Raw genomic sequence first — 16,622 nt, forward strand, 5'->3', positions numbered from 1 at the left:
ACGCAAAACCGCAGCTCAGAAGCCCGCATGACGCAGATGACGCAATGACGCAGAAATCCGCACCTAGGACAGATGCGCCACTGAGTGGGCCGCATGCCGCGTTGTGCTGGCGGACGAGCCTCCCGGGGAGACGGCAGTGGTGGTCTCTTCGCCTAGCAGGCCAGGAGGGCGCGCGGCGGTCCCCGGGGCTGCGCTCGGGCGGGGTGTTCCCCGGGGGCCTGCTAGACGCTAGAACACAGCTCAGGCCGCCTGCGGAGTGCTAGCGGCCCTGCTAGACCTAGCAGACGCCCCTGCTAGACCTAGCAAGGCATCAGGGCCTGCCTGGCGGGTGCCCCCGATCGGATCGTCGCACCCTCGCGGGCGGCTAAGCGCTGTTGGCGCTCGCCCTCCCCCACCCAGAGTTCTGGAGTAGTGAGGGAAGTTTTCGAAATATCGCGACTCAAGCGACTCAGCGCGTCTCAGCGCAGGTCAGAGGAGGTGCACGGAGGGTCGGTATCGCAACTCAGAGCGACTCGCATCGCGACTCAAGCGACTCAAAGACCGCTCGCCGTGGACGTGTGCACGATGAGTCGCGACTCAGGGCAACGTCGAGCCGACCGGCGCCTTGCATTTCAGGAGAGGCGCCGCCCCCGCTCCTGAAATGCTGGCCTCTGCTGCGCGGTCCGGCGAGAAGAGACCACGTCGCCGGGGGCGGGTGGTCTCTTCTGCCGGCAGGCGACCGCCAAGGCAGTGAGTCGCAATGTGAGTCACACGGCACCCCCTCTGACCTGCACTGAGACGCTTGAGTCGCGATGCTCTGAAATGTAGGGCGAACTTGTACCGCAGAGCCCCCGTTGAAGAGCCTCCTGCCGAGGGCACCGTCCGAGGCCGCCCTGCGGCGGGAGCGAGGCCGGGCCTGGTGCGCCAAAGTCGTCCGCCCGGCGGGCGGTCCTTTCAGCTCTTCCTCTCTGACCCGCACCCGACCCGAAGGGGGCCCGGCTGTCCAGAAAACTAGACAGCCCACACTGTCTGGCTGGCTCTGTCCGGCGTTCATGAAACAGCGTTGCCCTGAGCCGTGATGAGCCACGCCTCAGGGCAACGCTGGTTGTACCTGCTAGCCGTCGGTTAGGGCTTCGGCCAGGTCACCCATACTGCTGATCACTGCCGTAGCCCCCGCATTGGCCAGTCGGGCGCGCTTGCCGTCCTTGTTGGCGTAGCCCACGGGCCGCACCCCGGCCCCTATCGCAGCTTGAACGTCAGAGGGCGAGTCGCCAACCAGTACCGCCTCTTCCGGGCGGGCCCCGAGCTGTTGGAGAGCTTGCCTCACAGGGAAGGGGTCTGGCTTCATCAGCGCAACGTCTGAGGAACGCCCGATGATGGGCGCCACAAGGTCAGCCACGCCGTGGCGTTGAAGGAAACGCCGTACCGCCTCTTCGCCGTTGTTGCTGACGATGCTGACCGTTCTGCCAGACCTCTGGCATGCTGCGATCGCCTGAAGAGCCCCAGGCGTCAGCTCTGCGGTTTCGACCGCCCGTACTTCGGCTGCGGTCAGCGCGTCGACAAGCATCCGTAGATGCGGGTCATCGTTCTGGCCGGCGGCCTGCACCACCTCCAAGGGGTCACCATGACTGGAGACATGCCACGGGAACGCCGCTCCTGTGCGCTCTTGATAGAGCTTGTTCAACTCCCGAGCAACGAGCGGCGCGGGGAGAGCAGCGAACACGTGGCATACAGGGCCGTCGAAGTCGAGCAGTACGTGCTGGACGCCTGACAGCTCCCCGCGCAGCGCCGACATGCTCATGGCGTAAATTCCTCGCCCAGCATGACCCATACGCTGTCGTACCACTTCCGGGCCTGTTCCACGAAGAGCCCCCCGGGGGCCCCTTGCTCGTCGGTGGTGGCAAACGGGAAGAGCGTGGCGTCCAGCCCGAAGACGTCCACGATGTCGACCGCTTCGCCTTGGACAGCCACGGTGTTGGAGCCGAGCGGGTAGAAGCCGAAGAACACTTCGGCCCCATTGAGGACGTACAGCTTGAACGACGGCGTGATGCCGTGAGTACGGATCTCCACGCGGGCCTCTTTGACGAGCCCCAGCGTCTGGAGCTCCTCCACCAAGCGCTTTATGCCGCGAGAGTGGGAGACCATGATGTCCCGTGCGCGCTCGGTCACCCGCGGGTCATGGACGCGACCGTCGGCCAGAACGGGCACCGCCTGAGAGTCGGCCATGTTCGGCACCAAGAGGCGCACGACGATGCTCTCCGGCGTGAGGCGACCGTCGCGGATCTTGTCGACAGGTTCTTGCAGGGCCGCGTAGAGCGTCTCCCCAGAGAATCCTGCGAAGTCGATTGTCACGCGCGGCTGCTCAAATGCCCGCTCGATGTGCGTACGCACCCCTACCGGCCGCTCGGTGCGGCTACGCACGAACACACCGCTGCCCTGCCGAGCGACCAGCAGGCCTTCGTCCTGGAGGTCTCGCAGTGCCCGCTGCACAGTCGCACGGGAAACGTCGTACCGCTTCGTCAGTTCGCTCTGAGAGGGCAGCCGCTCCCCAGGCTGCAGTTTCTTGGTGAGGATCGCTGCCCGCAGCGCGTTCGTGATCTGCATGTACGGCGGGCGAGGGTCATCTGGGTCCAGAGGAAAGCTCATACAGCCATGCTAGCCCAGTCGGTCATGTTAGCCACCCATGCCGACACGATTGACATGACTAGCCATGCTGCCTATGTTGGTCGTGTCGAGCCGCTATGAACGTGCCGACAGAAAAAGCCCTGGTCAAGACCAGGGCTCCGCCGGGGAGCGGCCTCCTACCGCCAAGCAGCCGACCGCTCCCCAGACCCACGAAGGGGTGTACCCATCATGCCTGGAACCGTTACCGAACGACGTATCGAGCAGGTCGCGACAGAGGCGCTGCTGGTTGAGCGGCGGCGTGCGGGTGAGGTCTTCCCCCGTGTGCCGGTCGGGTCGGTTGAGCTGACCCGTGAGCAGGTGGCGGCTGGCCTGTACGTCCAGTTCGCTGAACTGCCGGAACTCCCGGGGCACTTCACCGACGTCGAACTGCTGGACATCCTGGCGCGGGCCCTGGACGCCCACGGGCTGGCCGGACTGGACGACGCCCGGCGGGAGCTGGAAGCCCTGCCGCTGGACGACCGAACCGCCATGCGGGCCTACGGCTGCGCCTACCGGCTGTGCGTCGAACACTGGTACCGCCACGCGCTCTGCGAGCAGCTCTCGGCCGGTGAGCTGACCTTGGCGCTGTACGCCTCGGACATCGAGGTCAGCCGCGACCGGTCGGCCCTGGACCGGCTGTCTGAGGTCGACGGGCACCTGAGTGAGGGGGTCTCCCGGCTCGGGGCCCGGACGCTGGCCCTGTACGGGGACGAGGTGGAGCGGGAGTTCGACCACCCCGAGCGCCGCGTGCCGTTCGCGGAGCTGAGCGAGCCCTACCGGGCGCTCATGCCGGACGCGCGGCGCCGCCGCTTCTGCCGCGACCTCGCGGTCAGCCGCCAGTGGGCCGCACCCCGCCCGCTGCTGGCCGTCTTCGACGAGGGCGGCTACGCGGTCGGGGCCGTCCCGCCGGAGGACCCGCACCTGATCGCCTTCCACCGCGCCTTCCTGCCCCGCAGCCGCCGCGCCCAGATGGAGGCCGCCGCGTGAGCACTGCCGCCCTCAACGCGCTGTACGCGCGGGTGGCCCCCGCCCCGGCGCCGGTCGTCCGCCTCACCGAGCGGGACCGGCGCCGGGACGGGCAGGACCTCCCCACCGTCCCCGTGGCCGGGGTGGAGCTGGACGTGAACGACGTGGCCGCCGCGCTCTTCGAGACCGCGGCCGACGAACTCGCCGTGCCGGTCCCGACCACCGACACCCTGTACGCGGCCCTGCGCTCCGCCGTCGCCGAACTCGGCCCGGACGGAATCGCGGAGATCCGTGAGACCTTCGAGGGCCTGCCTGCGGACGAGTTTGAAGAGGTCGCCTACTGCCGCCAGTTCGCCTACCGGCTGGCCCTGTCGTTCTGGTACGCCGGGGCCCGCTCCCGGTCGCTGACGGCAGGGGAGGCGGCCGTGGCCCTGTACCTGTCCCCGGCGCACCGGCACCAGGCCGACGCGCTCACCACGCGGGCGCCGCTGCTGGTCTCCCGCTCGATCCGCCAGGGCGCCGCCCAAGTCCCCCTCGAAACCCTCGTACGGCTCGGCCGGGCCCTCACGGACGAGTTCACCGCCCCCGTGACGCGGGAAGTCACGCAGGTCAGCCCCGGCACCCGTGACGCCGTACACGAGAGGGTCACGGCCGTCACGCCCGGCCGTGACTGGCTCTGCCGACAGGCCCTGCCGGACCGAGGGCGCCGCCGGTTCTGCTTCGACCTGATGCGCGCCGACACCCGCCAGCCCTCCCCGCTCCTGGTCCGGCTCGACGGCGGCGGCCACGTCCTGGGAGCGACCCCGCCGCCCGGACCCAACGGCACATGGACACGCCCGCTGCGAGCGCAGTGGTAACCGCACCCCGGCCCCGACACGTGCGGGAGTCGACTGGTCTGGTCGGGTGGAAGTCGGGTGGACAGTCGGCCGACTTCGGCCCCGTCTCCCCCGATCGACTGGTGACCGCTGGCCCGACTCGCCCACACCCGCCACCCGGCCACCCGATCGGCCACCCGATCGTCTGAACAGTTGAGGGGTGACCTGCACGTACACCGTTCCCGCTTGGGCACCCGCACGGTCACCCCACACCCGCCCTCGATCAGCCGACCCGAACCCAGCCACACGCGACGGAAGGACCAGCGGCATGACCCCGCCCAAGACGACCGACCCCCGATCGATCCTCCGCGCCGGACTCCCCGACCGCTACCTCACCCCCGAAGACATCGCCGCGATGCTCGCCGTACCGATCGAGACCGTCTACCACTGGCGCAAGCGCCGCACCGGTCCGCCCGGCTTCCGTGTCGGCCGACACGTCCGCTACGACCCCGCCGCCGTCCGCGCCTGGATCGACCAGCAGACCGCCCACGACGCGGCCTGACCCACCCCGGGGTAAAGCCCTCCCCTTCTACCCCGGTCCCGACCGGCCGCCCGAACCGGCCGCCGTCGGCGGCCCTGCCCGGCGCCCGTCGGTAGAGGGGGCCCTTTACCCCGGTAGAGGGGCAGGTAAGGGCCTCTGACCTGCAAGGTAAGGCCGGTAAAGGGGGTGCCGCGCCTCTGCGTCAGCCCCGTCCAGTGGGGCCGGACGTACGGGGAGGGACACCCCCGCCGTGCGGGGAGGCGGGGAGAACTCCCCAACTGCCTCCCCGTGCTGCCTCCCCCGCACCGACCAGCACAAACAGCGCTTCGGGGAGGCGGGGAGGCACCACCAAAAGCCCCCGGAGTCCCGGCAGAAAGCCACCCGACGCACCCCCTGCCCCACCTCCCCGCCAGACCGTGAAGAACGCGGCAGCAGGCCAGGGAGGCGACCCCGCCGGACGAGGGAGGCAGGGAGAACTCCCTGGCTGCCTCCCTGCCCCGCCTCCCCGGTGATGACCAGCACAACCACCCATCCAGGGAGGCAGGGAGGCACCTCCCTCAAGCACCCCGAAACCCCCTCCACAGCCACTTCCACGGCACCCCCTTGCCTCCCTCCCTGACAAGAGCAGGCACCACCAACCGAGAGGACACAGCCCACATGGCTGGCCACATCCAAGACCGCTGGTACAAGACCGAGACCGACGCCAACGGCAAAGAGAGCCGAGTCAAGACCGACCGTTACGGCACCGGGCTCCGCTACCGCGCCCGCTACATCGGCCCCGACGGCACCGAGAAGTCCAAGAGCTTCCGCGACGGGCAGAAGCGCCTCGCCGAGAAGTGGCTCAGCAAGACCGAGACCGACATGGACAGCGGGCAGTACGTCGACCCGAAGGCTGGCCGGACCACCTTTCAGCAGTACGCCGAGCGCTGGGTGGCCTCCCACGCGGGAGAGGAGAACAGCGGTGAGGGGGCCGAGCGGCGGCTGAGGCTGCACGCCTACCCGGGCATCGGCAACCGGCCGCTCGGCTCCTTCAAGCCCGAGCACATCCGAACCTGGCTGGGCGAGTTGAAGAAGGCCATGCCGAACGAGGCGCACCGCAGGGTGGTGGCCGCCACGGTGTCCGCCGTCTTCAACGCGGCCGTCGATGACGAGCTCCTGGCACGGAACCCGTTCAAGGCTCGCTCGGTTCAGATGCCCAAGCCCGGCGACGGGGCGGTGAAACCGTGGACCGCCGCCCAGGTGTTCGCCGTTCAGCGCGCTCTCGTGCCCCGCTTCCGTGCGGCAATCGACTTGGCCGGCGGGTGCGGGCTTCGGCAGGGGGAGGTTTTCGGAGTCTCCGAGGACGAAGTGGACTTCGCGGGTGGATGGCTGACCGTGAGCCATCAGCTCAAGCGGCTCCGCGGGCGGTACGTGTTCGCTCCGCCCAAGGGAGGCAAGACGCGACAAGTTCCCCTGCCCATGGCCGTCGCGGACGCGCTCAAGGCCCACGCTGAGGTCTTCCCGCCCATCACGGTCACTCTGCCGTGGCGCACCGTCGACGGCGAGCCTCGCACCAAGCGGCTGTACTTCAGCGGCGCGGCCGGTCTCCACGTCCGGGTGAGCTACTTCAACGACTTCATGTGGAAGCCTGCCCTGGCTGCCGCTGGGCTCATCCCGGAGCCGGAGGAGGGTGAGCGGTACGCGTCGGCCCGGGAGCACGGCATGCACGCGCTGAGGCACTTCTACGCCTCGGTGCTGCTGGACGCCGGGGAGAACATCAAGGCGTTGAGCCGGTACCTGGGACATGCCGATGCGGGCTTCACCCTGCGCACGTACACGCACCTGATGCCGAGCAGCGAACTGCGCACCCGCAAGGCGGTCGACGGCCTCTACGCGGGGCGCCGAAACGAAGATCACGGCCCACAGACGGCCCACGGAGAATGACGGCCCACGTCACGCATCTGTTTTGGCTGGTCAACGGGCATGTCGGGTACGCGGCGCGGAACTCCATCTACTTCTGGCCGATCTACACGGGCACACCCATCCCCGACGGGTCGTGGCGCAACCGGATGTGGCTGGACACCTGGATCTAGGACCTCTCGTCATCCAGGGCCTCTCGTTCGGATCACGCCGGGCACAACCCCCTGAAAACACCAACAACATTGGGACCTGGGCACACATATCGCGTTCCGATAACAACCGCCCCGGCCGTCAGTACTGTCCCGTAGGGTGCCCAGCAGCATCCCCTTGAACGCGTTCAAGGGGCTCCTGGGGAGGGGGACTGCAGGAATGCGCAGTGGGGCGAAGGTCGCGATAGTCGGCGGAGTGTTCGCCGTCGTGGTCGGCGGGGTGGGGTACGGGGCGTACAACATCCTGGACGAGCTGACCGGCGGAGGCGGTGACGGTACGGACAGCAGGTCCACGTCCGCCGAAGTGAAGACGGGCCCGGTCACCGGGGCGGAGATCGACGACGCGTCGAAGAAGTTCCTCAAGGCCTGGGCGAGCGGAGACGCGGACGCCGCGTCCCAGCTCACCAACAACGCGGCCGAGGCCGGACCGGTCCTCACCGGTTACCGCGAGAGCGCCCATGTCACCGAGGCGGTGATCACCCCGGGACCGGCGGTCGGCACGAAGGTGCCGTACACGGTGAAGGCGACCGTCTCCTTCGAGGGGAAGTCCAAGCCCTGGTCGTACTCCTCAGAACTGACCGTGGTGCGCGGCCTGACCACCGGCAGGCCGCTGGTGGACTGGTCCCCCACTGTGGTCCACCCGGATCTCACGGACGGCGCGTCGATCAGGACGGGCGAGGCGGCGACCCCTTCGATCGAGGCCATCGACCACAACGGCAAGGCGCTCACCAAGGAGAAGTACCCCTCCCTGGGCTCGATCCTGGACGCACTGCGCGAGAAGTACGGCGAGAAGGCCGGCGGCACCGCGGGCATCGAGACCCGGATCGAGAACGAGGACGCGGGCACCCCCGACAAGACCCTGCTGACCCTCACCAAGGGCAGGCCGGGCGAGCTGCGGACCACCCTGGACGCCAACGCCCAGGCGGCGGCCGAGGTGGCCGTCAAGAAGTTCAGCCAGGCCTCGGTGGTCGCGGTCCAGTCGTCCACGGGCGCGATCCGCGCGGTCGCCAACAACCCGGCCACCGGCTTCAACGCGGCGATGCAGGGCAAGCAGGCACCCGGTTCGACGATGAAGATCGTGACGTCGGCGATGCTGATCGAGAAGGGCCTCGCCTCGGCCGGCCAGAAGATCGAGTGCCCGCCGACCGCGACGTACTACGGCCGCACCTTCAAGAACCTGGACGACTTCTCCATTCCCGACGGCACGCTGACGACCAGCTTCGCCCGGTCCTGCAACACCGCCTTCATCAAGCTGATCGACGACACGAAGGACGACGCGGCGCTCGCCAAGGAGGCCCGCGACGTCTTCGGGATCGGCCTGGACTGGCAGACCGGTGTCGTCTCCTTCGACGGCAGCGTGCCCGAGGAGACCCAGGGCGAGGCGGCCGCGCAGTACATCGGGCAGGGCACGGTCCAGATGAACGCCCTCAACATGGCGTCCATCACCGCCACCGCGAAGAACGGCACCTTCCGTCAGCCGGTCCTCGTGGACCGGGAACTGGACGGCCGCCCGATCGCCACCGCCTCCCGTTCGCTGCCCACGTACGTCTCCCAGCAGCTCACCAACATGATGCGCCAGACCGCGAGTTGGGGCACCGGAAAGGACGCGATGGCCTCCGTCGGCGGCGACAAGGGCGCCAAGACGGGCTCGGCGGAGGTGGACGGTCAGGCCACGTCCAACAGCTGGTTCACCGGCTTCAGCAACGACCTGGCCGCCGCCGCGGTGGTCCAGTCCGGCGGCCACGGCGGCGACGCGGCGGGCCCGGTGGTGGCGGCGGTACTGCGCGCCGGGTCGTGAGACGTGCGGCCCGAGCCCCGGCACTGGTTCGAGCTCCGTGGCTGAGGAATCCCGGGCGGGTCAGAACGAGATCGAACAGGGCCTCGAAGCCGGCCACGTCCCCGGCGAGCTCTGAGGGTTCGAGCGCCTGAAAGTAGATCCACATGCTCACGCCCGGGAAGCTACCTGACGCCACCGACACCGACGCCGTGGCGAGAGCGCACCGCAGGCACGAGCGGTACGGCGAGTGGGGGGTGGCCGTGTACGGACCTGAGGGGTCGAGGAGACTCTCTCCTGTCCTGCGGTCGACTCCAGGGCGGCAGCGGCCCGACGTGCGAGAAGGAGTTCAGTGGTGGCAAAACTTCCGGAGATCACAGCCCTGTTGGGCGAACCCCGTTTCAACTGGTCGGACCCGGCTCCGTGGATCGAACTGGAGCGGGAAATCGGTATCGAGTTCCCTGCGGACTTCCGCGAGATCGTGGACGCCTACGGTTCGATACAGGTCAACAATCAGCTGTATCTGACGCATCCCGCCGGTCATCTTCTGCACGGTCTGGGAGAGCTCATCAGCGGGGATCTCGAACTCTGGCGCGAGGAGGACATGGTCGAGTTCCTGCCGAGTCCGGCAGGGGCGAACCCCGGTGAGCTGATGCCGGTGGCAACGGCCACAACGGGGGAAGCCATTTTCCTTCGCGTTCCTGACGAGCCCTCGTCGCCCTGGCGCGTCGTGGTTCAGGAGTTCGACAGCCCGTCCTGGACTCTCTACGAGATGACGTTCAGCGACTGGTTGCTGGCCTATCTCAAGGGGAGGGACGTGACGTTGTGTTCTCGCAACTTCGCGCCTGACGGCCCGTTCTACGAATTCCTGCCGTGAATCTCCGGCGAATCGCGCGCGATGAGCAGGCCTCGTCGGCCAGGACCGCTTTGGTGTCGCCCCGGGCCGTCCAGCCGGCCCGCCTCCGGCAATGGCCCGGTGCCGTTGCGTGTCAGGCCAGCTCGAAGCCGCTCCGGATGACGCCGTATTCCACCGGTGTCTCCAAGCAGGTGTAGCGACAGCCGGGCAGATCCGCCGGGTCTATCCCCAGATTCTCGGCCAGCCCGGCGGCAACGGTCTTGCCTGCCCGAGAAAGGTCATCGGCGGCCCGATAGTGGGCCAGGGCTCCACGCAGCTCGACGACCACATACTCCACACGCTTGGCCGCGCCGGCCACCGATCCCTCGCCGTGCTGTGCGTGCTGGGCGTGCTGGGCGCTCGAAGGCTGCCCACAGAGCCCACAGCACAGCTCGTCTCGTGAGGTATCCACAGCGGAATCGTACGTCTCCCCCGATCCGCCGTAGCGATCAGTCACTCTCCGTCGAGAGCACCCGGATGCAGCCCGCCGGGCATGCCCCGACGGACCGACCGATCCTGATCCGAAAGAAGCGCCCTGGCCCGCGTCGGCCCGGTCGTCCTCGTCCCCCCACAGGCGTCGCACTTCTTCCCGCGCACGCTCGGTCAGCAGGTCGTCGAGCGGGTCCGTCACGTCCCACGAGTGCGCGGCAGGGTGCTGGACGAACAGCGTGCAGCCCCGCACATGGCCCACCGGCAGCCTGCGGACGACGACGGGGCAGTGGGGCAGCTCGGCCAGGCGGTACGCGCGATGCGTGCCGATGCCGGTCCAGAACAGCCACAGGTCCGGCGCGGTCGGCAGTTGTGCTTTCCAGAGTTGCGCGGCGTGCTCGGTCCGGTCGTCGTGCTCGCCGAGTTCGCACAGGGCGAAGTCGTCCAGGGCCAGCACGTCCGGCGGGTTGTCCGGTCCCCCCGGCATGGTGGTGAGGGCAACGAGTGCGTCCAACTCGGGGACGTCGGTACAGCCGGTGCATTGCAGCACGGTCGTTCTTCCTCGGTCGTGGTGTGCTCGGCTCCGCCCCGTGTCGTCACGCGGAGCCGCGCGGCCCGCCATCGGATGAGCCGCCGGTCGTGAGTGGTCCGGTGCTCGGGGAGTTCCCTCCGATGACGGGAGCTCTGGGCGGGGCTACGGGAGGTCTGCGACCGCTCCGGATCGGCTCGCCCCACTCACGCGTGGATCAGCGCGCCCGCCGTGGGGATGTCCCTCTTGAGGGTGAACTCCGGTATGAGCAGGGGGCGGGCGGTCAGCCCGTACCAGCACACCTCATCCCTTGCGATGAACTCGAACTCGGCCCCGGTGGCGAGCCGTTGCAGCGCGTCGTCCTGGCGCTCGTCGTCGCCGGCCCATGCCCGTAACTCGGTCGGCGCGTCGGCCACGCACGGGGGCACCGTCCGTAACACCGCCCGGGGAACCCAGGGGGCGTCCGGGTCCGGGTCCAGGCCGCTCGCCAGCCGGTCGGCCTGCCCCCGGAGCCACCGGAGCGCGAGGCGGGGAGTCGCGACGAGGATTCGGCCGAGATAGACGGTCGTCCGGTCGTCACCCGCGTACGCCTCGGCGATGAACTGCCCTTGCGGTGCAGGGTAGTTCCGGCTCACAGTCCACCCCGACTGCTTCTGAGGTTCCGTAACGCGTTCTCGGTGCTCAACCGCTCGGCGGGGGTCAGCGCGCGGACCCATTCGGGCTCGGCTTCCCACTCGGTGCCGCCGCCGACCGGCCGCAGGGACCAGTTCGGGCCGGCGAGGCCGCGGAACTCGCCCACGCGGCCACCATGACCGGCGTCCACCACGAGCGTGCCGGGGGCCGGGACTTGGGGGGATTCCTGTCCGTTCGAGGGGCCGTTCTCCACAGACACGGGCCACTCCTCTCCGTAGCGGTTCCACTACCAGGGCGACTCAGCGTGGCCTAGAGTCGAGGTGTCTTCAACGTGGCTTAGGCGGAGGGCACATTGGTAAACCGCAAAGAGTTGAATCCCGAAGCAAGCCCGCAAGCAGCCTTCGGCGCACGTCTGCGCAGATTACGCGAGACGCGCGGGTGGACCCAGGACCATCTCGCCGCGCTGGTCGGCTGCTCGGGCAGGCACATTTCGGCGATTGAAACTGGCCGCAAACCGCCAACCCTGCCCTTTGCGCGCAAGACTGATGGGGCATTAGGTACGGGTGGAACCGCCGATTCGTTCGAGCGCGAATGGCGGGAGATCAAACACGGCAACCTGTTGGAAGGCTTCCCGGAGTACGTGGGCTACGAGGGCCGCGCAGTAGAGATCCGGCTGTTCCAGATCGGGATCATTCCCGGACTGTTGCAGACCCCGGAGTATGCGCAGGCCCTGGCAAACGGCGACGTGCGGCGCGGCACCATCACGGCTGAGCAAGCGGCCGAGCGTGTCGCGTTCCTGGCGGAACGGCAAGCGGCGCTGATGCGCGACCGTCCGCCCATGATGCTCGTGGTGATGGACGAAAGCTGTGTCCGCCGCCCTATCGGCGGCAGCGAAGTGATGGACGCCCAGCTGCAACAGCTAGTCGAATTCGCCGAGTTGCCAAATAGCATGCTCCAGGTGGCGCCCTTTGACATAGGCGAGCGTCGACCGTTCAACCTTCCGGTCAACCTCCTCACCCTGCCGGACCGATCCATGGTCGCGTACGCGGAGTCCCACGCTCAGGGGCACGTCGACCGGGAGAGCACCGCCGTCCTGCCCCTGCTCACGGGCTACCATCAGCTACAGGCCGAATCGCTGTCTCAGGCGTACTCCGTGGCCATGATCAATGAGGTACGAAAGGGCACTCCGTGACGACCGAATCCCCCCGTTGGTTCAAGTCCTCGTACAGCTCCAACGGCGGTGACTGCGTCGAGATCGCCGCCAACCTCGCCGCTGCGCGCGGCACCGTCCCCGTCCGTGACTCGAAGAACCCGGCCGGTCCGGTTCTGGACTTCCCCGCCGGTGCGTTCGCCGCGTTCGTGGCGGGCGTCAAGGGCGGAGAGTTCGGCACCGCCTGACGGCCCGCGCCGCACACCGGTTCAACGAAGCCCCATCGTGCCGAGCACGGTGGGGCTTCGCGCTGTCCGGACGCGGGAGGTTCGCAATGCGGGGCCACATCCGTACTCCCCGCTCCCCCTGCTGGCGGCCTACCATCAACTACAGGCCGAAGCGCCGCCCCAGGCGTACTCCGTGACCGTGATCATCGAGGCACGAAAGGGCACCCGTGACGACAACGACCGAATCCCCTCGCTGGTTCAAGTCCTCGTACAGCAACAACGGCGGCAACTGCATCGAGGTCGCCGCCGACCTCGCCGCCACGCGCGGCACCGTCCCCGTCCGTGACTCGAAGAACCCGAGCGGTCCGGTTCTGGACCTCCCCGCCGGTGCGTTCGCCGCGTTCGTGGCGGGCGTCAAGGACGGCGCGCTCGGCACCGCCTGACCACCCGCCGAACCACGTCGCGTCTCCCGGACCACGTTCGCTAACGTGCGGACATGAGCACTTCTGACGCCACCACCGCCGCCGAAGCCCACCCCCGATTCGCCGAGGCCCTGCGGGAGCTGGGGCTCGATGTCGAGATCCGCCGGTTCCCCGAGGCCACCCGTACCGCCGCCGAGGCCGCTGCCGCGATCGGCTGTGAGCTCAGCGAGATCACCAAGTCCCTGATCTTCGAGGCCGACGGCGTCCCGGTGCTGGTCCTGATGGACGGCTCCTCGCGCGTCGATGTGGAGCGGGTACGCGCGGAACTGGGGGCCGGGAAGGTCAAGCGGGCCGGAGCCGATCTGGTCCGGGAGACGACCGGGTACGCGATCGGGGGCGTACCGCCCTTCGGGCACCGTACGAAGACCCGGGTGCTGGCCGACCGGGGGCTGCTGGACCACGACGTGGTATGGGCGGCGGCGGGCACCCCGCACACGGTCTTCCCGCTCGACCCCAAGTCGCTGATCGGGCACGCCGGCGGAACCCTGGTGGACGTGCGCGAGCAGTCGGAGTGACGCCGCTGGTCGCTTTCGCGGTCCTGATCGCGGCGGTCACGCACGCCAGTTGGAACGCGATCGCTCATGCGATCAAGGACCAGCTCCTCTCCTTCACCCTGATCTCCGGGGGCGGGGTGCTGATCGGCGCGGTCGGCGCCTGCTTCGTGCCGTTCCCGGCCGCCGGGGCCTGGCCGTATCTGCTGGTCTCGGCCGGGCTGCACGTGGCGTACATGATGCTGCTGATGCGCTCGTTCACCCTGGGCGACTTCGGGCAGATGTATCCGATCGCCCGGGGTACGGCGCCGCTGGTGGTGACGGTCCTCGCCGCCGTTTTCGTCGGTGAACGCCCCGACGGCTGGGCCACCGCCGGGGTCGCGGTGGCCTCGGCGGGGCTCGTCGGGCTCGCGCTCTGGGGCATCCGGGGCTCCGGGAGGCGCCCTGACTGGCCGGCGCTGCTGGCCGCCCTCGCGACCGGTCTGGCCATCGCCGGGTACACCACGGTGGACGGCGTCGGGGTGCGCGCCTCCGGCACCCCGCTCGGTTACGTCGCCTGGCTGATGATCCTGGAGGGGCTGGCCATCCCGGCCTACGCGCTGTACCGGCGCCGGGGCGAACTCGCGGACCAGCTAAGGCCGTTCGCCGCGCGCGGGCTGCTGGGCGCGGCCCTGTCGGTGACGGCGTACGGCCTCGTGCTGTGGGCCCAGACACGGGCCGCCCTGGCCCCGATCGCGGCCCTGCGGGAGTCGTCGATCATCGTCGGGGCGGCCATAGGAACACTGTTCTTCAAGGAACGGTTCGGTGCGCCGCGCATCGCGGCGGCGGGGCTGATGGTGGTCGGCATCGGGCTGATGCTGCACACGAGTTGAGGGGGTACGGGTCGGCCCGAGTGCAGGGCCGGGTCAGTCGCCCGAAACCGCCTGCCGGAAGCCGTAGTTGACCGCCGTCAGGCCGCCGTCCACGCGCAGCGTCGTCCCCGTGATCCAGGACGCGTCGCGCGAGGCGAGGAAGGCCACGGCGGACGCGATGTCCTCCGGCTCGCCGACCCGGCCGAGGGGGTAGAGGCCGCTCACCCGGGACAGTTCAGCGTCGCGGCCCGCCCAGGCGTCGGTGCGGATCGTGCCGGGGGCGACCAGGTTGACGCGTACGCCACGCGGTCCCGCGTGGCCGGCGAGGGTGCGGGTGAGGCTGGCCAGGCCCGCCTTGGCGGCGCTGTAGCCGTGGTTGCCGAAGTCCTGCTCGCCGTTGACCGAGCCGATGTTGACGATCGCGCCCCGGCCGGAGGCCACCAGGTGCGGGAGGGCGGCGCGGGCGCAGCGGTAGGGGCCGGTGAGGGTGATGTCCAGGTCGCGCTGCCAGGCCTCGTCGGGCTCGTCCTCGAAGAGCGGGGCGTCGGCGGCGCAGGCGTACGCGTTGTTCACCAGCACGTCGAGGGAGCCGAAGGCGGCGACGGCGTGGGCCACCGCCGCCTCGACGGCCGCCCGGTCGGCCACGTCGCAGGGCAGCGCCTCGGCGGTGCCGCCCGTCTCGCGTATCGCGGCGGCGGTGCGCTCCGCGCGGTCGCCATCCAAGTCGGTGACCAGGACGCGCGCGCCCTCCGAGGCCAGCCGGCGGGCCGTGGCCGCGCCGATGCCCCGGCCCGCTCCGGTGATGAGCACGCCGTATCCGTCGAACCGTGAACCAGCAGAGTGAGGAGGAGTCATAGCGCCGACCGTACTGCCCTGACCAGGGCCTGGGCACGGGGGTCGGCGGTGACTCCCTTCTGCAGGCCGTTCGTCACATAGCCCAGCGCGATGCCGGATTCGGGGTCGGCGAAGCCGAGCGAGCCGCCCCGACCGGGGTGGCCGAACGAGCCGGGGGCGAGCAGCGGGGCCGCCGGGCCGTGCAGCATGTAGCCGAGTCCGAAGCGGGTGTTGACGACCAGGACCCGGTCCGGGCCCGCCGACTCCTCGGTGCGGGCGAGGGTGAGGGTGGCCGGGGCGAACAGGCGGTGGCCGTCGACCGGGCCGATCATCGCGGCGTAGCAGCGGGCCAGCGCGCGGGCGGTGGCGATGCCGTTGGAGGCGGGGAGTTCGGCCGCCCGGTAGCCGGGGTCGTTCTCGTCGGGGAGCGGGTCGATGGCGCCGAAGGAGCGGCGGGTGAGGGACTGCGGGTCGCGGTACGCCTCGGCGACGGACCGCTTGGGCCGCAGCCGCAGGACGCCGCCGTTGCCGTTGCCGTTGCCGTTGCCCGCGACGGGGGACGGTTCTACGGGGCCGATCCGGCCCACCCGGTGCGCCTCGTCCGCCGGGAGGCCGAACCAGAAGTCCAGGCCGAGCGGGCGGGCGATCTCCTCGGCGATCCAGCGGCCGACGGTGCGGCCGGTGACCCGGCGCACCAGTTCGCCGATGAGCCAGCTGTAGGTCTGGGCGTGGTAGCCGTGGTCGGTGCCGGGTTCCCACTGGGGGCGCTGGGCGGCGACGGCCTGCGGTCCGGAGATCCCGTCGGCCGCTTCGGAAGGGGTCAGCGGGCAGTCGAGCGCGGGGATACCGGCCCGGTGGGCGAGGAGGTGGCGGACGAGGACGCGTTCCTTGCCGGCCGCCTTGAACTCCGGCCAGTACGTGCCGACCGGGGCGTCGAGGTCGAGCTGGCCGCGCTGGTGCAGCAGCAGCGGTACGGCGGCGGCGATGCCCTTGCCCGCCGAGCGGACGATCTGCACGGTGTCGACGGCCCATGGTTCGGCGCCGTCGACGTCTCTCGTACCGGCCCAGAGGTCGACGACCTTCTGCCCGTTCCGGTAGACCGCGACGGCCGCACCGCGTTCGCCGCGCTGCTCGAAGTTACGGATGAAGGCATCCCGGACCGGCTCGAATCCGGCCGCCACCGTGCCTCGTACGTCTACGCCTGCTCCTGCGCTCCCGCTCATCCCCCCATGGTGCATCCCGTCGCAGGTCGGA

19 protein-coding genes are annotated in these 16,622 nt (G+C 69.6%); 12 read left to right on the forward strand and 7 right to left on the reverse strand.

Annotated features, from left to right (window positions below; all coding sequences use genetic code 11):
- Positions 1 to 1,093: 1,093 nt before the first annotated feature.
- Both ABZY11_RS06745 and ABZY11_RS06750 read right to left on the reverse strand, forming a co-directional pair.
- On the reverse strand, positions 1,094 to 1,780 hold the full coding sequence (locus ABZY11_RS06745; RefSeq protein WP_356478072.1) for an HAD family hydrolase: 687 nt from the start codon (positions 1,778 to 1,780) through the stop codon (positions 1,094 to 1,096).
- Positions 1,777 to 2,625: a GntR family transcriptional regulator gene (locus ABZY11_RS06750; RefSeq protein WP_356478073.1), complete on the reverse strand. Its 849-nt coding sequence runs from the start codon at positions 2,623 to 2,625 to the stop codon at positions 1,777 to 1,779. Before ABZY11_RS06750 ends, ABZY11_RS06745 begins: the two co-directional genes overlap by 4 nt.
- Before the next feature lie 207 nt (positions 2,626 to 2,832).
- Here ABZY11_RS06750 and ABZY11_RS06755 point away from each other — a divergent pair, with 207 nt between their 5' ends.
- From ABZY11_RS06755 to ABZY11_RS06785, 7 genes are all read left to right on the forward strand, one after another.
- Complete coding sequence (locus tag ABZY11_RS06755; protein ID WP_356478074.1) at positions 2,833 to 3,630, forward strand: hypothetical protein; 798 nt, start codon at positions 2,833 to 2,835, stop codon at positions 3,628 to 3,630.
- Complete coding sequence (locus ABZY11_RS06760) at positions 3,627 to 4,466, forward strand: hypothetical protein (protein WP_356478075.1); 840 nt, start codon at positions 3,627 to 3,629, stop codon at positions 4,464 to 4,466. Before ABZY11_RS06755 ends, ABZY11_RS06760 begins: the two co-directional genes overlap by 4 nt.
- Before the next feature lie 286 nt (positions 4,467 to 4,752).
- Entirely contained in the window at positions 4,753 to 4,986 is a 234-nt protein-coding gene (locus ABZY11_RS06765) for a helix-turn-helix domain-containing protein (RefSeq protein WP_356478076.1), read from the forward strand.
- Positions 4,987 to 5,622: 636 nt separating this feature from the next.
- A complete protein-coding gene (locus tag ABZY11_RS06770) occupies positions 5,623 to 6,888 on the forward strand; it encodes a site-specific integrase (RefSeq protein WP_356478077.1) in 1,266 nt (421 codons plus the stop codon).
- Complete coding sequence (locus tag ABZY11_RS06775; protein WP_356478078.1) at positions 6,885 to 7,037, forward strand: hypothetical protein; 153 nt, start codon at positions 6,885 to 6,887, stop codon at positions 7,035 to 7,037. Before ABZY11_RS06770 ends, ABZY11_RS06775 begins: the two co-directional genes overlap by 4 nt.
- Positions 7,038 to 7,233: 196 nt before the next feature.
- Positions 7,234 to 8,871, forward strand: coding sequence for a penicillin-binding transpeptidase domain-containing protein (locus ABZY11_RS06780; protein ID WP_356478079.1), 1,638 nt, complete (start codon positions 7,234 to 7,236; stop codon positions 8,869 to 8,871).
- A 331-nt stretch (positions 8,872 to 9,202) separates the two neighbouring features.
- Positions 9,203 to 9,724: an SMI1/KNR4 family protein gene (locus ABZY11_RS06785; RefSeq protein ID WP_356478080.1), complete on the forward strand. Its 522-nt coding sequence runs from the start codon at positions 9,203 to 9,205 to the stop codon at positions 9,722 to 9,724.
- Positions 9,725 to 9,836: 112 nt separating this feature from the next.
- On the opposite strand, the gene ABZY11_RS06790 is transcribed toward ABZY11_RS06785, so the two are convergent.
- The 3 genes from ABZY11_RS06790 to ABZY11_RS06800 all read right to left on the reverse strand — a co-directional run bounded on the left by ABZY11_RS06790 (position 9,837) and on the right by ABZY11_RS06800 (position 11,592).
- A complete protein-coding gene (locus ABZY11_RS06790; protein ID WP_356478081.1) occupies positions 9,837 to 10,721 on the reverse strand; it encodes a hypothetical protein in 885 nt (294 codons plus the stop codon).
- A 185-nt stretch (positions 10,722 to 10,906) separates the two neighbouring features.
- Complete coding sequence (locus tag ABZY11_RS06795) at positions 10,907 to 11,335, reverse strand: hypothetical protein (RefSeq protein ID WP_356478082.1); 429 nt, start codon at positions 11,333 to 11,335, stop codon at positions 10,907 to 10,909.
- On the reverse strand, positions 11,332 to 11,592 hold the full coding sequence (locus ABZY11_RS06800; RefSeq protein WP_356478083.1) for a hypothetical protein: 261 nt from the start codon (positions 11,590 to 11,592) through the stop codon (positions 11,332 to 11,334). The genes ABZY11_RS06795 and ABZY11_RS06800 overlap by 4 nt, the downstream gene beginning before the upstream one ends.
- 93 nt (positions 11,593 to 11,685) lie before the next feature.
- Between ABZY11_RS06800 and ABZY11_RS06805 the strand changes: the two genes are divergently transcribed.
- From ABZY11_RS06805 to ABZY11_RS06825, 5 genes are all read left to right on the forward strand, one after another.
- A complete protein-coding gene (locus ABZY11_RS06805) occupies positions 11,686 to 12,525 on the forward strand; it encodes a helix-turn-helix transcriptional regulator (RefSeq protein ID WP_356478084.1) in 840 nt (279 codons plus the stop codon).
- Entirely contained in the window at positions 12,522 to 12,731 is a 210-nt protein-coding gene (locus ABZY11_RS06810) for a DUF397 domain-containing protein (protein ID WP_356478085.1), read from the forward strand. The genes ABZY11_RS06805 and ABZY11_RS06810 overlap by 4 nt, the downstream gene beginning before the upstream one ends.
- Positions 12,732 to 12,937: 206 nt before the next feature.
- The gene (locus tag ABZY11_RS06815; RefSeq protein WP_356478086.1) at positions 12,938 to 13,153 is read left to right on the forward strand and encodes a DUF397 domain-containing protein; all 216 of its coding nucleotides are present in this window, start codon (positions 12,938 to 12,940) and stop codon (positions 13,151 to 13,153) included.
- 53 nt (positions 13,154 to 13,206) lie between these two features.
- Complete coding sequence (locus tag ABZY11_RS06820; protein ID WP_356478087.1) at positions 13,207 to 13,707, forward strand: YbaK/EbsC family protein; 501 nt, start codon at positions 13,207 to 13,209, stop codon at positions 13,705 to 13,707.
- On the forward strand, positions 13,704 to 14,555 hold the full coding sequence (locus tag ABZY11_RS06825) for a DMT family transporter (protein ID WP_356478088.1): 852 nt from the start codon (positions 13,704 to 13,706) through the stop codon (positions 14,553 to 14,555). Before ABZY11_RS06820 ends, ABZY11_RS06825 begins: the two co-directional genes overlap by 4 nt.
- A 33-nt stretch (positions 14,556 to 14,588) precedes the next feature.
- Here ABZY11_RS06825 and ABZY11_RS06830 read toward each other — a convergent pair whose 3' ends face one another.
- Together ABZY11_RS06830 and ABZY11_RS06835 are read right to left on the reverse strand one after the other, a co-directional pair.
- The gene (locus ABZY11_RS06830) at positions 14,589 to 15,389 is read right to left on the reverse strand and encodes an SDR family NAD(P)-dependent oxidoreductase (RefSeq protein ID WP_356478089.1); all 801 of its coding nucleotides are present in this window, start codon (positions 15,387 to 15,389) and stop codon (positions 14,589 to 14,591) included.
- A complete protein-coding gene (locus ABZY11_RS06835) occupies positions 15,386 to 16,591 on the reverse strand; it encodes a serine hydrolase domain-containing protein (RefSeq protein ID WP_356478090.1) in 1,206 nt (401 codons plus the stop codon). The genes ABZY11_RS06830 and ABZY11_RS06835 overlap by 4 nt, the downstream gene beginning before the upstream one ends.
- Between the last annotated feature and the right edge of the window lie 31 nt (positions 16,592 to 16,622).

It is taken from the genome of Streptomyces sp. NPDC006510 (assembly GCF_040611955.1).
In the GTDB taxonomy this organism is placed as follows: Bacteria; Actinomycetota; Actinomycetes; order Streptomycetales; family Streptomycetaceae; genus Streptomyces.

Coding starts and splice junctions, on each gene's coding strand:
- ABZY11_RS06745 (WP_356478072.1), bottom strand. CDS start 1,780: ATGAGCATGTCGGCGCTGCGCGGGGAGCTGTCAGGCGTCCAGCACGTA.
- ABZY11_RS06750 (WP_356478073.1), bottom strand. CDS start 2,625: ATGAGCTTTCCTCTGGACCCAGATGACCCTCGCCCGCCGTACATGCAG.
- ABZY11_RS06755 (WP_356478074.1), top strand. CDS start 2,833: ATGCCTGGAACCGTTACCGAACGACGTATCGAGCAGGTCGCGACAGAG.
- ABZY11_RS06765 (WP_356478076.1), top strand. CDS start 4,753: ATGACCCCGCCCAAGACGACCGACCCCCGATCGATCCTCCGCGCCGGA.
- ABZY11_RS06770 (WP_356478077.1), top strand. CDS start 5,623: ATGGCTGGCCACATCCAAGACCGCTGGTACAAGACCGAGACCGACGCC.
- ABZY11_RS06775 (WP_356478078.1), top strand. CDS start 6,885: ATGACGGCCCACGTCACGCATCTGTTTTGGCTGGTCAACGGGCATGTC.
- ABZY11_RS06780 (WP_356478079.1), top strand. CDS start 7,234: ATGCGCAGTGGGGCGAAGGTCGCGATAGTCGGCGGAGTGTTCGCCGTC.
- ABZY11_RS06820 (WP_356478087.1), top strand. CDS start 13,207: ATGAGCACTTCTGACGCCACCACCGCCGCCGAAGCCCACCCCCGATTC.
- ABZY11_RS06830 (WP_356478089.1), bottom strand. CDS start 15,389: ATGACTCCTCCTCACTCTGCTGGTTCACGGTTCGACGGATACGGCGTG.
- ABZY11_RS06835 (WP_356478090.1), bottom strand. CDS start 16,591: ATGAGCGGGAGCGCAGGAGCAGGCGTAGACGTACGAGGCACGGTGGCG.